This window comes from Tunturibacter empetritectus, assembly GCF_040358985.1.
Lineage (GTDB): Bacteria > Acidobacteriota > Terriglobia > Terriglobales > Acidobacteriaceae > Edaphobacter > Edaphobacter empetritectus.
This window is the reverse complement of record NZ_CP132932.1, coordinates 2,500,894-2,516,252: the sequence shown is the minus strand read 5'-3', so window position 1 is coordinate 2,516,252 and position 15,359 is coordinate 2,500,894. Positions and strand designations below refer to the sequence as shown.

Below are 15,359 nucleotides of genomic sequence, written 5' to 3'. Positions count from 1 at the left end.
GACCAGCATCATAGTTTCCTCTCTGGAAACGATGCCAACCTGTTGTTGACGCTAGCCTTTCCGTCTCTCGAAACTTTATAAAGCCATCCCCCACCTACATACGTGTCCCGTTGAAGGCACTTGGAGATATCTTCGATGTTCCGTCGATCAATTTTTCTCATAGCCCCATTTCTACTTGCAACCGTTTCCAGTGCCCAGATCGTAGGTGGGACGATCAGCGGTATTGTCACCGATCCCGCCGGAGCAGTCGTTCCCGGTGCCCAGGTCACAATTCGCAATCAAGAGACAGGCGGGGAGCGCCACCTCATCTCCGATGCAGCCGGAGCATACGCGGCACCCTCGATTCCGGTTGGTGTTTACTCGATTTCGGTCGTGCGCGAGGGCTTCGCTCCGCAGACACGCGCTGGGATCTCTCTCACTGTAGGTCAAGCCACGCGCATCGATCTCACGCTGCATCCGGGTAATATCACAGAAGAGATCACCGTTACGGATGTGCCATCGTCTGTCAATCTTTCCACCCAGCAGATCTCTGGCCTCGTCAACGAGCGTCAAGTCAAAGACCTCCCGCTCAATGGCCGCTCTTACGATCAACTCATCACGCTGAATCCCGCGGCAGTGAACTACACAGCGCAGCGCAGCGGATCGGTTGGAACCTCCAACTCCTCCGTGGGCAGTATGTTTGCGATCTCTGGTCGACGCCCGCAGGACAATCTCTACCTGCTCAATGGCATCGAATACACCGGCGCATCGCTGATCAATGTCACCCCAGGCGGCACCAGCGGTCAGCTCCTCGGGGTCGATGCGGTACGCGAGTTCAATGTCGTCAGTGACACGTACTCGGCAAGTTATGGAAAACGTCAGGGAGCCCAGATCTCCATCGTCACGGCCTCGGGTACTAATAACGTCCACGGCTCGGCGTACGAGTTTCTTCGTAACTCTTTCTTCGATGCACGCAATTACTTCGACCAGGCCCATATCCCGAACTTTCAGCGCAATAACTATGGTGCCTCTCTCGGCGGCCCAATTCGCACCAATCGACTCTTTCTCTTTGGCAACTACGAAGGCTATCGACAGAACCTCGGAATCACTGATGTTACGCTCGTCCCTGACAGTCAAGCTCGACAAGGTCTGCTTCCCGATCCGGCTAATCCTGGCGGACCTCGCAAAAACTACGGCGTCGCGAACGGAGTTAGACCTTTACTTAACCTCTGGCCGGCACAAAACGGCCCAGAGCTCCTCGACGCCAAAGGCAACCCGACCGGAATTGGTGAAGCCTTCTCCAGTCCCACCCAACACATCCGCGAGGACTTCGGCACCGCGCGTTTTGACGCCAATCTCACCTCGCGCGACCTCCTCTTTGCCGTCTACACTGGGGATGATTCCGCGGCCAACACGCCCACGCAAAACCCCTTCTCGCTCATCAACGAGTCGCTTCGCGAACAAGTCGTCAGCATCCAGGAGCAACACGTCTTCTCCGTTCACCTGTTAAACACGGCCCGCGTTGGTTACTCCCGCGCCAGTTTTTTCTTCCTCGGCAATATTCCCTCTTCAATCCAGGCTGAAACTCCCGGCTTCCTCGCGGGCAAACCGACTGGCGCTATCGTGATCGCGGGTTCTACAGCCTCAAATGGCTCGTCGCAGATCACTGGCGCCGGCGCCAACGTTGGATCGAATAATGCCACAACGCGCAACCTCTACACCTTCGACGACCACGTCTTCTATTCCCGCTCGCACCACCAGATTGAAGCCGGTGTGTGGCTTCAGTCGCTTCAGTCGAACGATAATCTCGCCCAGAACCAGTACGGCCAAGCCTCCTTCGCTTCGCTCACTACCTTTCTGCAAGGAACTGTCAAGACCTTCACCGTCGTGCCAAACCCCACGCCGCTCAATTGGCGGAGCTTTATGAGTGCCGCTTACCTTGAAGATACCTGGCAACTTACGCCAACGTTCGAGATTCGCGGCGGGATTCGCTTCGAATCCACCAATGGCTGGAATGAAGCCCACGGTCGTGCCTCGCGATATGGCTTCACGAACGGCATCATTAATACCACTCCAACGACAGGAACCTCCGCCCTGTCGAATAACCGCGCGAAGATTCTCCCCGAACCACGCGTCGGCGTCGCATGGAACGTCTTCGGCAATGGCAAAACCTCGCTTCGCTCCAGCGTTGGCCTTCATCACTCTCTTCTCGACAATCTCGACTATCGCCTCGACCAGGCCGCGCCGTACAACACAACGCTCTCCTACTCCAACGTGCCTATTGCAAGCCCGATCGGCGGGCCAGCAGGGCTCATCTCTCCCTCAAACGTCCAACCCGATATCTCGACTCCGAGCGTTGTCTCTTATGCACTCAGCATCGAACAGCAGCTCGATCAAACGACCTCAATCACTGTTGGCTATGTAGGCTCTCACGGCTATCACCAGATCCTCTCGGAGGATCAAAACGAACCTGGATCTATCATCTGCTCTCCGAGCTCAAGCTGCCCCGTAGGCACTTCGACCGGAACGATCTACTACCCTACGACCGTCAAAGCGAACCCTCTGGTAGCCAACACTACATCATGGACCTCCGGCGGCTCCAGCAACTACAACGCCCTTGAGGTTGATCTTCGCCGCAACCTGACACACGGTTTACAACTTCGAGCCAACTACACCTTCGCCAAGAATCTCGACGACGGTTCTGCCTGGAATACAAGCGTCTCGGCCAACACTCCCGCGTTTGTCTCCTATCCAGCAAATCCTTCGTTGGACTACGGCCCCGCAGCAACCGATATTCGCCATCTCGCTGCTTTCAACGCCACATACGAGCTACCCGTTGGTCGTGGTCACTCTCTCTTATCCAGCGTGTCGCCGTTGATCAACCACGCGGTATCTGGCTGGAGTTTCAGCACCATCGCAACACTCCAGACCGGATTTCCCTTTAGCCCCCAACTCGGCTATAACCCTACCGGCTCAGGTGACACCCGAAACCCCGTCCGACCCAATATAAATCCCGACTTCCATGGGAGGCTTTACGCTAGCGGCAGCACCTCTGCTCGCGTTGCGCAATTCTTCTCTCCTGCCGCTTTCACCGCGCCAGCATACGGCACCATCGGGAACCTTGGCCGCGATACTCTTACCGGCCCAGGTTATGCAGACTGGGATCTCTCACTCCTTAAGTCTACTGTGCTGACTGAGGGGACCAGACTCCAGTTTCGCGCCGAGTTCTTCAACGTTCTCAACCATACCAACCTGCAAACGCCCAATGAAGTCGTTTACACAAGCGGACCCACTCAGGGCACACCCGCTAATCAGACCACAGCCGCTGTTCAAAGCCCCACCGCTGGTGTCGTCACCGCAGCTTCTACCAGCCGTCAGATCCAACTCGCGCTCAAGCTCGTCTTCTAGCGAGAACTTAGATTTTCGGAGACTCCACAGAGGCATCGATGGGTCAAGGTGCAACGCGAAAACTGTTGATGCGTGATAGGTGGCAGTGGAACACTTAGCGAAGGATCTATAGATATACTTCTCCGGGGAAATAAATCAGTCATTTCCTTCCTGTGAAATAGAAAAGCTTTACGGGAATCCCATTCATTCAGGCTGGAGCCTTCGAAATGTTTATGCGCTACCGTTCCCTCTTCACCTCCAGCGTCATCGGAGTTGGCGCTCTCTTTTTGACGAGTCTTTTCAGTTCCGCACAGTTCGTTGGTAACAACCCGCAAGCTGTCGACAAGCGTGTCGATGATCTCCTCGGCAAGATGACGCTCGAGGAAAAAATTGATCTCATCGGTGGAGACACGCCGTTTCGGACCCATTCCATTTCGCGACTGAATATCCCCTACTTCCAAATGGCGGACGGCCCTGTGGGCGCACACATCCCTGCACCGACTATTGCATATGCAGCAGGCATTGGTCTCGCGGCTTCGTGGGACAGAGCGCTCGCTCTTAGCATTGGCCAGCAACTGGGCCGCGATTCACGCTCTCGCGGCGCAGCTTTTATCCTCGGCCCAGGCGTCAACATCTATCGTGCGCCCATGAATGGTCGTAACTTCGAATACTTCGGGGAGGATCCTTTTCTGGCAAGCGCGATCGCTGTCGGTTACATACGAGGCGTCCAGCAGGAAGGAGTTTCGGCGACGGTCAAGCACTACCTGGGTAACAACTCCGAGTATCTTCGTCACGATTCAGACTCGATCATCGATGAACGAACGCTTCGTGAGATCTATATGCCCGTCTTTGAAGCTGCCGTGAAGACTGCCAAGGTAGGCGCGATCATGGACTCCTACAACATTACCAACGGCGAGCACATGACGCAGAATGGGCGTCTAAACATCACCGTCGCAAAAGATCAGTGGCATTTTCCAGGGATCATTATGTCGGATTGGGTTTCAACCTACGACACCGCAGCAACCGTCAAAGGCGGCCTTGATCTCGAAATGCCCTTTGGCGTCTACTTCTCCAAAGAAAAAATACTCCCCCTACTGAAAGATGGCACCATTACTCAGGCCGAGATCGATGAGAAGGTGCGCCGAATCCTCCGCGTAGCAGTCGACTTCGGTTGGCTCGACCGACCACAGATGGACACCAGTATCCCGCGCTATAACCTCGACGGGCGCACGGCGTCTTTGCAGGCAGCGCTCGAAGGGGCAGTCCTGCTCAAGAATGACAACAACGCACTTCCTCTTAACAAAACTGCACTTAAGACGATCGCGGTCATCGGACCGACGGCAACCCAGACTGTCACTACCGGCGGCGGCAGCGGCGAAGTAGTCAGCTTCGCCAATACGAATCTCCTTGTGGGCATCAGCAACTTCGCCGGCCCGCAGACAAAAGTTCTCTACGCTCGCGGTCTGCGTAGCGTCAATCAGATGTCACGTTTGACTCACTTCACAACCGATCCGCAAGGCACAGCACCAGGAGTCACTCACACAACCTTCGCGAAGGCAAACCTAGAAGGAGATCTCACAGGCACAGTCACCGAGACAGCCATGCTGACCGCTGGCTCCACTCGCCGCGAACCAGAAGAACAAGAACTCAATGCGCTTACCTCCCATAGGAGCGCATCTCCCTACGTCCGCACCACCACCAGCAGCCGCTGGACGGGTTATTACACCCCCACCGAAGCCGGCAAGTTCGCAATCTTTGTCCAGACCGATGGGAAATATCGGCTTCTAGTGGACGACGCGATTGTCTTTGACAGTTCCATAGTTCCCAAATACATCCTCAATCAAACAACTTTGGACCTCACCCAGGCTCCGCACAAGGTGGTTTTAGAGCAACTCTCCCAGCAACTCGGTTCCGTCTCCGGCATGCGAGTCGGCATTGCTCCTCTCAAAACCATCGTCGAGAACGATGCTCTTGAGATGGCTTCGCACGCCGACACGGTCATCCTTGCGGTAGGATTCAACGCATCCTCCGAGTCAGAAGGCGGCGACCGCACCTTCGAGCTTCCCGTCGGCCAGGAGCAGCTGATCCAGCAAATCACCGCCCTCGGCAAAAAGACAATCGTCTTCATCACCTCTGGCGGCAGCGTCGATATTTCAAACTGGAAAGATAAGGTTCAGGGAATCTTTGAGACCTGGTATGCAGGGGAGGAGGGTGGCACCGCAGCGGCTCGCCTCCTTTTCGGCGAAGATAATCCTTCGGGTCATTTGCCCATCAGTTGGGAAAAGAAGATCACGGATAATCCCAGCTACCGCAACTATTATCCGGATGCCGGCACCAACAAAATCGTCTATCGAGAGGGTATCTTTGTAGGTTATCGCGGCTATGAGCATAATCATGTAGAGCCGCAGTATCCGTTTGGATTTGGGCTCTCCTACACGACATTTTCTTTCAGTAAGCTAAAAAGCACTCCTTCGGTCGATGGTCACCTCACAGTAACGTGCGATGTCACAAATACCGGAAATCGTACAGGCGCAACTGTAGCCCAGCTTTATGTCGGTCAGGCTTCAGCCACGATAGAGCGCCCGTCAAAAGAATTGAAGGGGTTTGAACGAGTCGTTCTGCAACCCGGCGAGACAGGACACGTCTCGTTTACCCTCGACCCTCGCAGCTTCAGTTACTTTGACGTCAAGTCTTCAAGCTGGAGGGCAGATGCAGGAGCATACGATCTGACGTTGGGCGACTCCTCACAAGACACTCAGCAGAAGATTACGGTCAAACTTGAAAAGCCGTTGACAACATCCATAAGCGACTAGCCGACTGATCGAGGTCGGCTAGGGGTAATACCGCATCAATGATGCGCCATGAGAGCCGCCAGAAGAACACAATGACGAAGGCGTGAGAGAGATTCCGCGTAGCTGAATCCCTTCCAAAGGCCAAAATTGTAAAATTTATGTCTCCACTCTGGTAAATTGCGGTTCAGAGGTAGTACAGTACCCTCCAAACACTGCACGAGCCGTCAATCTTTTTGATTAAAGTATTGATGCATAAATGGATAGGCAAACCTGCCTACCCGCAGATTTGCGAATAGACACGATTTAGTGGTAAGTTCCCCGTTCTTAGTCTTACATTCACGTCAATATCGCTCTTTGATTGGGTTTACGTTCGTTGTCATCGGCACCACAAGTCTTCCGCTTCTTAGAAGGTGTCCAGCGATGAAATCTCCGTTTCACCTATCGCCCATTTCCCTGGCAGGATGGCTATGTCTTTGCATCTATAGCCTGATCCACCCCTGCAGCACGATCTGGGCAGTTTCTTCATCGGCTCCGGCTGACACCCAGGCGCTCGCTATAAAGACGCCAACTATTCAAAGAGACACGGTCATCATCCCCGGCCCTCTTCGATCTTTTCTCCGCATGGCTGGTATTAGTCAGAAGGCCTCCAAAGACGATGTGCTGGCTCTGCTAGCCCGAAATGTCTATCTTCGTGGCTATCAACAGAGCAGTCCGACCGAATTCCTTATCTTGATCGATCGTTATGTGAATCAGGCGAGAGAACTTCAAATTCTGGCAGGAGCGAGCAGCACGATCCGTGTCACCGGCTGTGACGACGCCGGTACCCTCGTTCATATCCTCGGTTATCGTCTTCGGGAAGGGTGCGGTCAGAAAAACTTCACGTTGGAGACGGCAAACCCGGAGAGAGCTTTTCTTACGATCGATTCGGGCTTTCCTCTCGTCGAGCTGGAAGAAGCTCTCCAGAAAGGCGCTCCTTTCACGTATCCATATCCAGTGTCTCGAGTTCCAGCCCTATTCCACGAAAGCGATTGGATGGGTCTAAGCCAAAATCCGAAGGCAAGCTCGGGGAGTCTGTTAGACGCGGTGCTCGGCGACCCTTCCGTAGCCCGTTTGTATTGGGCACTGGCCAAAACAGACGACGAGACCAGTCTCGCTTTGCGGAACTCCCCGGGCCTTAGAAAACTGCTCCCGCTTGGAAGCATCCTGGATTTTTATGGGAGCCAGATATGCATCCGCTCAGGACGCGTAGCCGTCCCAGGAGGAGAGAGTGTAGAAGCGGATTGGAAGGAACTGGTCGGCACAAGTCCAGAGAAGTCGGGGGAGTTCGTCACCAATCTGCTGGCAAAGGATAACGGCTGGCTTGCTGCCTACTTCGATGCTTTGTCCCGTGTCAGCCGGACGCAGCAGGTACACCTCACAGAAACTCCGCGGCTAAAGCAACTCTACGACGTCTTTCGGAAGGGTGCTGCTGGCACCAATGCGGTGAGGGGAGTATTCCCAAAAGCTCCCGATCTGTTAGTGCTGTTTACGCGCATTCAATGGGAGTCTAACGGCGATCCACACGTGCCGGGAAATCTTGAGGTTTGGAAGGAGATTCTTCTCCAAAAGTCAGAATCTAAGACTGTTCGTAGCTGGGTTAAGCGAGCTCGGAGTTGGGATCGTCCGGAGCAGTTGCTCGAAACGATGACGGCACTTTCCTCAATAGACAGTGATAACGGGCCGCTCCAGATCTATCTCACTTTGAGTGAATTAAATCGTGGACGGCAACCGGGTAACCGCCTATCCGCCGAGACAGTACATCAAATGGCCGATCGGTTTTCAGAACTGAACAACTGGTACCTCGTGTTCGCTGAGTTTCCGGATCTGAACGACGCCGGCATCTCCAGCTTCATGAAATCGACGGAGGCGATCGACAGAATTTCAAATCCTACACTGCGTGGGAATGCCCTGGGAGCATTTCAGGCGACCGTCGGACTCTGGCAAATTCTTGCCCGCCAAGGCCAAATTCCAGAGCCCGAGCTGAACACATCTTGGCAAAAAGTGATCGAACCATTCACCGCGATCTCTTCCTCAACTCAACTCTTCGACAGCACTCAAAAATCCCTGCAGGAACTTCTGCTTGCGGCAGGCATGAAGGCGGACTCCTCTCAAGGAGAACTCGTCGAATTGCTTGCAGGCCCGCGTCAAGCAACCCCGGACGGACTACGCGAGCACACCGCATTAGGCGCGAGGATCAATTCGGTCTTGGATGACCAGCGGCTGGTCTCTCTTGATACATTATTCGCCCTTAGCGAAGGCCTGAAAGAGATGGCACAGGGCAAAGGCAAAAGCGATGCCCTTCTTCCACTTGCAGCAGAGCTCCGGGAATTTGACCTGCCACGCCCGATCTTCACCAACAGCGAAAAAATCAGTTGGGCGCCTCCAAACTACACCGCCCATCACGCAGAGCTGCAAGTCCGCACGGATTTGACGAAGGTCATTAAAGAGCCAGGTTCGCACGCGCAGCTCGAAACTGCTCGTGGCCAGCTCATGCCTTTTTTGAGGGATACTCTGGTCGGTTTGAACTACGCGTACTATGAACCCCCCGGAGCTCAAATGCTTCACCATAATCCGCTCTTCGTCCGCTCCCACGACTTTCTGGGGGTTTCGATACAGAGCCCCGATCGACTCTGGAGTGCTCCCATATTGTTAGGTGCTGGATCGCCTGCCGGCGGCGGAGCGTATCTCGTCGGATCTCTAGTCGACCTGTCGTATGCCTTGGCAACGACGGAGCAGGACTTTCTCTCTCCAGAAAATGTACAAGCACTCATTTGGAAAGATCTAGTACCGGAACTTTTAGTCGGCGCAACACTTCCGCGTTGGTGGAGCGTGACCCCAGTCGAACTTCATGCTGCCACTCTTTACCAAAAGGCTGGAGAAGAGTTGTTGACGGCCTCTGCAGGCAACGCCCAAATCAGGGAGAAAGTTATCGCCATCCTCTCTGATCGTTTGACATCGCAACGACTAGAACGAGTTCAACAGTCACTGTTCCGTGCGGAAGATGTAGCTGTAATGCTTCCGCGAATGACGCCAGCCGAGACCGCCTACATTGCTGCCGAGTACCATAGCAGGTTTCCCGAAGAAAATAGCTCCTGGGGACCGGCAGGTCAACAACTTCAGGAGCTGCAACGGCGATATCCAGCCGAGGTAAGCTGGGAGCACCTCTCGAGAGATTTCGGTGTGCCCCATCCGACGATGGCCCGAACCAACGCTTGCCAGTTGCTGAATGTAAAACCCTTTCCGTTCTTTGGCTCTTATTCCAGCCGCCTGTTTGGAGAATCATGGGAGTCCAGCAACTTATATTGGGCTCGCCTCGCAGACGAGATGGGTTACTCCCCTGTGGCGCTAAACAGCCTTGTTCCAGAGCTGAGTCGGCGTGCGATCACCAAAATCTTTGCGACGGAGCCTGACGATTGGCCCGCAATCCTTCGTGCTATTCAAGAAACAGGAGATGAGTTTCGACAGAGCAAAACTGCCGGGGTCTCAGGGGTTAACACTACTGCTACTGCATCGGAGAAGATGAGAAATGATGCCAATACATATTAGGAAGCTTATGGTGAAGCGACATCTTCTACTTCTCTGGTTGCTATTATTTCCTCTCTATGGCGACGGCTCCGGTGCTGCCCAGAATGATACGTCGCGCATTCGAGTAAGCGTCGTCCTTGTACAGTTGAACGTCGCCGTAACTGACGGAAAGGGAAATTATGTCAGCGGTCTCAGCCCAGAAGACTTCTCTATAACCGAGGATAAAATCTCAGAAAAAACTGCGACCTTCGAGGAAGGAAACGAACCACCTCGCAGACTGATTGACGCTTCTCCGTCGGGCAATCACCCTTCACAGGACACTGGAAAAGGTGCGATAACCATAGTACAGAAATCCTCTGCCGGGGATCAGGGGAAGACTCCAGACCTATGGTCGGCGGGTGCTAACGTTTTTATTCTCTTTGACACGAGCAATTACATGTACCGGGGATTCGTATTCGCCCAAGACTCCATCGCAGATTTCATCCGGTCTCTCGAGGGCGTGAGCAAGGTAGCTCTCTACTCCTATAGCCGGGATCTTTCTCGCGTATCTGGGCTTACGTCCGATCGATCACAAGCCTTGCGTGGCGTGCGCAGTACGGTTGCGGGGGATGACGCTGCACTCTACAACTCCCTGTTGCTCACAGTAAAGGATGCCGCTCGTTTGACCGGGAAAAAAGCCATCGTTGTCTTTTCTAATGGCCCCGACAATGCAAGTTTGGTGCCCCCGGAGGACGTAGCAGAGCTGGCTCAATCCACTGGCACAATCATCTACATGATCAGCACTCAGCAAGCCGAAGATGAACCAATCTCTACCGCCGTCTTTGAGCGAATGAGCAAGGTCACAGGCGGCAAAGCCTATTTCTCGAAGAGTTGGAGAGACGAGAAGCAGGCGTTTGCCTCCATCAGGGATGACCTGGCTCATCTCTACACTCTCAGCTACTATCCGCAACCCAATCCAAACCGGGGATGGCGCACGATAACGGTAAAGCTCGTTGGCAAAAACCTGCAAAAGTATCACCTCCGAACTCGGGATGGGTATCGCTTCCTTCAGCAGACGGCGTCTACAGACAATTTACCGTTGCCGGGACCGGATCCTGTCTCGCAGTGATCCAGTTCAAGAAACACGATCGTCCTGCACGCGGTGACACTTCAGTTCGCCGTCCCATGTCATATGCGGGAGTTCGGCTAACTTTCTACTAAATTCAGGCACTGCGTACATCTGGCTTTTCCAGGGCGTCGTAATCCGTTTGTAGGATCGAACCACACAGCGCGAAGGGTAGCTTGACCTGATGAGTGATCGAGTAATTCGCGTAGCGCTGCTGACCGTAATGATAGCCATCCTTCCGGCTTGGGGTAGTAGCCAAGTAGGAGTAGTACCGGAGGCGGCAGCGGCGAAACGGCCGATGAAATTTGAGGATTTGGCGCGGATGAAGCAGGTGAGCGATCCGCAGATCTCTTCATCAGGCAAGTGGGTGGTGTTCTCAGCACCAGAGATAGATCTTAATAGAAATGTGGTCATAAACCATCTCTGGGCGGTACCGCTTGAAGACAAAGCCGGCACCATCGCGTCTGAACCGCATGAACGGCAGATTACGTTTACTAATGATGGAGAGTTCGGAGGTAGATTATCGCCGGATGGCAAGATGCTGCTGTTTGTCGCGAACGACGAGCAGACGGCGCGTTTGCAGATCTTCGTTGCACCCTGGGACGAGAAGGCAGGCAAGCCCGGTGCTCCGAAGCGCCTGACAAATGTGATCACAGGCGCAGATAGGGCTGTATGGTCGCCGGACTCGCAGCGGATACTGTTTACTTCGCAGGTCTATCCTGAGTGCAGTGATGAAGCGGCGTGGGCAGCCGAAGACGCATGCGATAAAGCCAAAGATGACGTTGCTGATGTAATCCCAGCGAACGCGCAGTCTTTGGACCATCTACAGTATCTGCGCCCAGATCACGATACCGGACCGAAGCGCAGCCACATGCTTGTGGTGTTTGCCGCGAATGGCGACGCGATACGCGACCTGACGCCGCGCCAAAGCATTGGAGATGCGGACGTTCCTGCAACTTCGTCAGACGACCGAATCGGATATGCGTGGGCTCCGGATTCGAAGGAAGTTGCTTTTATCACCAGCCCCAACAGGGCTTCTGCAGCAACTACAAACAACGGAATTTTTACACTGAGTCTGAATAACGCCGCAGCGCGGCCGGAGCAGGTTGCGAAGTCGGCAGAAAATGACGAAGCGCCAGCCTACTCGCCAGATGGTAAATGGCTGGCATTTCGTTCGCAGGCGCGAGCGCAGTACAGCAGGGCCCAATCTCGTCTGGTGCTCTTAAACCGCCAGACGGGCACGGCTACTCCCCTCCTGCCGAAGTTCGAACGCTCAATCAAGGAATTTACCTGGGCAGCCGATTCGGCCTCGATCTTTTTTTCAACCGATGATCGCGAAGAAGATCAAATCTATTCCGTCGCGGTGGCAGACGAAGATACGATCCACTACGTCGCCGTGCCGACCGGCCATTTAACCCTGCTGGTGCCGGAGACTAAATCCAACTTCAGTGAACTTCAGATCTCAAGCGACGGAACATGGCTGGTTTCAAGCGCAGGCAATCTAGAGCGGCCATCGGAGATATTTCGTATCAGCCTCAGAATCTTCACCGACGAGGATCCTGAGATAAAAAAGAAGATGATAGGTCTAAAGCTGGCGATAGCAGCGGATAAAACGGCCCCGCGAATCGATAGCGCTGTCCCTGTCGTGCCCGAAGCCTTGACTCAATTGAACAATAAAATGCTGAACAGAGTGGTGTCGAAATCTGTGAAGCCTCAGCCAAAGACCTCCGTATCAGTCGAGTCGGCAGAACTGCATATTCAACTGCCGCCTGTGCCCATGCCATCTGCGCCAACGTGGAAAACAATCACACCTCAGAGTTTGAGGTCGAACTCGCACGTGGTATCGCCCCCCATCGCTGCCGCAGCTACTCCGAATGCGGTTGCGACACTAAAAACGCAACCTGAACTCCAGGTAGCAAGTCCGGTCATTCCGAAGGCCGTGCAACCAACAGAGCCCCAAAAGCCAGAGGCGGTGCCAGCTTCGATTCCCTCTGCGGCTCACAACATCTCACAGGGATCATTCGCGATCACGATCAATGCTCCCACTGGCGGGCTTAGGGTTGGAGAGGACGCACGCGTGTTCATTACGTTGACGAATATCTCAGATCATCCAATCCTGTTCTCTCATAGACCGGGAACCGACAATCCAGAGTTCTCGTTTATCTTACTGGTGAGAAATTCGACAGGCCGCTTGATGGGTGAAAATATCGCTGGAAGCCTACAACCGTCAGACCTTCAAAAGATAGATCAAATTCCTTCAGGCGGATCAGTCACGCAGACCGCTCATCTGTCGAAGTTGGTAAACTTGAGCCTGCCAGGACACTACACCGTGCGGGTGTATCGCCGGGACGCCGACACCAATCAGGTGGTGCAGTCGAATGAGGTCGCGTTGACAATCACTACGTCAGTGCGTGCTCGATGAGCAAACTTATCTTGGGAGAAAGTTAGTTTCGAATGCAGGTGAAGATGACAAATACCAATCAACGACCCGTCGAGCCAAATATTGTAAGCGACTTCTCTGACAGGCTAAGCTACTCAGGCTACCTCTCCCTTGACGGCCTGCTTGCGCAACAGCGACCTCTATCCCAACCGCCGCATCATGACGAGATGTTGTTTATCGTTCAACACCAGGTTTCGGAGCTATGGATTAAGCTGGTCATTCACGAGCTTACGGCTGCGATCGATCACATACGCCAGGACAGACTTCCACCCACCCTCAAAACTCTGTCACGCGTAAAGCTCATTCAGATGCAGCTCTTCGAACAGTGGTCCGTGCTCGAAACTCTCACACCGTCGGAGTATATGGAATTTCGATCCGTCCTTGGAAGTGCATCAGGATTTCAATCCTTTCAATATCGCAAACTCGAATTTTTACTGGGCAATAAGAACGCAGACAATATCAAAGTCTTCGCGCACGATAAGACGATCCATGACGACCTCAAGCGCACTCTTGAATCTCCCAGCTTATATGACGAATTCTTGCTATACCTTTCTCGGCATGGCTATAGCATTCCCGACGAGTGCCGCGACCGGGATTGGTCTAAGCCCCACACCAGGAATGAGGCGCTCGTAGAAGCCTTTCGACAGATATACCGCAACCCAAAACAGCATTGGGAGGCTTACGAAATGTGCGAAAAACTGGTAGACGTTGAAGAATACTTTCAGCTCTGGCGCTTCCGTCACATGAAAACTGTCGAACGCATTATCGGTTTTCGGCAAGGCACTGGCGGCTCCTCTGGAGTAGGCTTCTTACGTCAGGCGCTGGAGCTAACGTTCTTCCCTGAACTCCTGGCTTCGCGAACCGAGGCCCCACAGGAATGAGTCTTGTAGATGCTCTCGCCACCATAGGCTCAGGTGCGCTTACTGAAGATCTTCTGCGCCTGCATGTCTTCCCGCTCTTCTCCAACACGCTCGCGGCACCCGGTATCTATCTGGCGAATCACTCGCTCGGTCGCCCACTCAATCAAACGGAAGAGGATCTTCGTAAAGGCTTTCAACTCTGGCAAACTAAGCTTGGGGATGCATGGGACCCCTGGCTCGAAGAAGAGCATGCACATCGCACACGGCTGGCTCAGCTTATAGGGGCTACCAGGCCCGACTGTATTGTCCCAAAGGCTTCAGCAGGACAAGGGCTGCGAACAGTTCTCAACGCCCTTCCAGGCACTCCCCGTGTCGTCTCCACAACTGGAGAGTTCGACTCAATTGACGTAATCCTGAAGCAGTATGCAGCCGTAGGAAGAATCAACCTTCAGCTCGTCTCCTGTGAAGCACCAGATGGCGCCATCGATCTTTCGCAACTAATCCAGAAAGTCCACGACGGCGCGGATCTCGTCGTCATCTCCCAGGTAATGTTTATGACGGGGCGGGTCGTGCCGAATCTCGATCTTCTCGCCGATCAATGCCATGCGGCAGGCGCACGTCTCCTTGTGGATGCTTACCATGCCGTCGGCGTATTCCCAGTGTCCGTCACCGACATGAAGGCTGACTTTATGATCGGTGGCAGTTACAAATATCTGCGCGGAGGTCCTGGAGCGGCGTTTCTCTATCTCTCTCCGGACGCTCTCTCCAGCGGTCTAAGACCAGTTGACATTGGCTGGTTCGCCAAAGACAAACCTTTTCTCTACGATCGACCCGATCCGCCACGCTTCGCATACGGTGGAGATGCGTTTCTCGAATCAACCCCATCAATTCTGACCTACTATCAAGCCCGAGCTGGTCAGCAGTTAGTTCTTCAGATGGGAGTGGCCCGAATCCGCACCTATTGCCTCGACCGTCTCAGCAAACTCAAACGATATCTCGCCGATGCCGGGATTGCAGCAGAGGGCGCGGACGACCAGCACGGTGGATTTCTCACAATAGAAAACCCTGCGGCCGTGGCGCTGGCAGAAGCTCTGAAACGCACCGGCATTACGACAGATGCACGCGGAAATCGGCTTAGACTCTCACCCGACTACCTCACACCAGATAACGCCTTACGCAAAGTGGCGGCCACCCTGGCATCTATCGGCGCAGCAGTCTAGACAAACAACTTC

At 54.0% G+C, this 15,359-nt stretch carries 7 protein-coding genes; all 7 read left to right on the top strand.

The genetic code is table 11. The features are described from left to right. Window positions 1-135: 135 nt before the first annotated feature. The 7 genes from RBB75_RS10280 (at window position 136) to RBB75_RS10250 (ending at window position 15,347) form a co-directional block, all read left to right on the top strand. A complete protein-coding gene (locus RBB75_RS10280) occupies window positions 136-3,387 on the top strand; it encodes a TonB-dependent receptor (RefSeq protein ID WP_353068034.1) in 3,252 nt (1,083 codons plus the stop codon). A gap of 212 nt (window positions 3,388-3,599) precedes the next feature. Continuing rightward, window positions 3,600-6,179: a glycoside hydrolase family 3 C-terminal domain-containing protein gene (locus RBB75_RS10275; protein WP_179636503.1), complete on the top strand. Its 2,580-nt coding sequence runs from the start codon at window positions 3,600-3,602 to the stop codon at window positions 6,177-6,179. A 399-nt stretch (window positions 6,180-6,578) separates the two neighbouring features. After that, the gene (locus RBB75_RS10270; protein WP_353068033.1) at window positions 6,579-9,743 is read left to right on the top strand and encodes a hypothetical protein; all 3,165 of its coding nucleotides are present in this window, start codon (window positions 6,579-6,581) and stop codon (window positions 9,741-9,743) included. Continuing rightward, window positions 9,724-10,830, top strand: a complete 1,107-nt coding sequence (locus tag RBB75_RS10265; RefSeq protein WP_306459653.1) for a VWA domain-containing protein — start codon at window positions 9,724-9,726, stop codon at window positions 10,828-10,830. The genes RBB75_RS10270 and RBB75_RS10265 overlap by 20 nt, the downstream gene beginning before the upstream one ends. A 181-nt stretch (window positions 10,831-11,011) precedes the next feature. After that, on the top strand, window positions 11,012-13,249 hold the full coding sequence (locus tag RBB75_RS10260) for a hypothetical protein (RefSeq protein ID WP_353068032.1): 2,238 nt from the start codon (window positions 11,012-11,014) through the stop codon (window positions 13,247-13,249). 32 nt (window positions 13,250-13,281) lie between these two features. Then, a complete protein-coding gene (locus tag RBB75_RS10255; protein ID WP_257030811.1) occupies window positions 13,282-14,148 on the top strand; it encodes a tryptophan 2,3-dioxygenase in 867 nt (288 codons plus the stop codon). Beyond that, window positions 14,145-15,347: an aminotransferase class V-fold PLP-dependent enzyme gene (locus tag RBB75_RS10250; protein ID WP_179636499.1), complete on the top strand. Its 1,203-nt coding sequence runs from the start codon at window positions 14,145-14,147 to the stop codon at window positions 15,345-15,347. Before RBB75_RS10255 ends, RBB75_RS10250 begins: the two co-directional genes overlap by 4 nt. Window positions 15,348-15,359: the final 12 nt, after the last annotated feature.

Excerpts from the sequence above, each read along its gene's own strand:
- RBB75_RS10280 (WP_353068034.1), top strand. The coding sequence starts at position 136 with ATGTTCCGTCGATCAATTTTTCTCATAGCCCCATTTCTACTTGCAACC.
- RBB75_RS10275 (WP_179636503.1), top strand. The coding sequence starts at position 3,600 with ATGCGCTACCGTTCCCTCTTCACCTCCAGCGTCATCGGAGTTGGCGCT.
- RBB75_RS10270 (WP_353068033.1), top strand. The coding sequence starts at position 6,579 with ATGAAATCTCCGTTTCACCTATCGCCCATTTCCCTGGCAGGATGGCTA.
- RBB75_RS10265 (WP_306459653.1), top strand. The coding sequence starts at position 9,724 with ATGATGCCAATACATATTAGGAAGCTTATGGTGAAGCGACATCTTCTA.
- RBB75_RS10260 (WP_353068032.1), top strand. The coding sequence starts at position 11,012 with ATGAGTGATCGAGTAATTCGCGTAGCGCTGCTGACCGTAATGATAGCC.
- RBB75_RS10255 (WP_257030811.1), top strand. The coding sequence starts at position 13,282 with ATGCAGGTGAAGATGACAAATACCAATCAACGACCCGTCGAGCCAAAT.
- RBB75_RS10250 (WP_179636499.1), top strand. The coding sequence starts at position 14,145 with ATGAGTCTTGTAGATGCTCTCGCCACCATAGGCTCAGGTGCGCTTACT.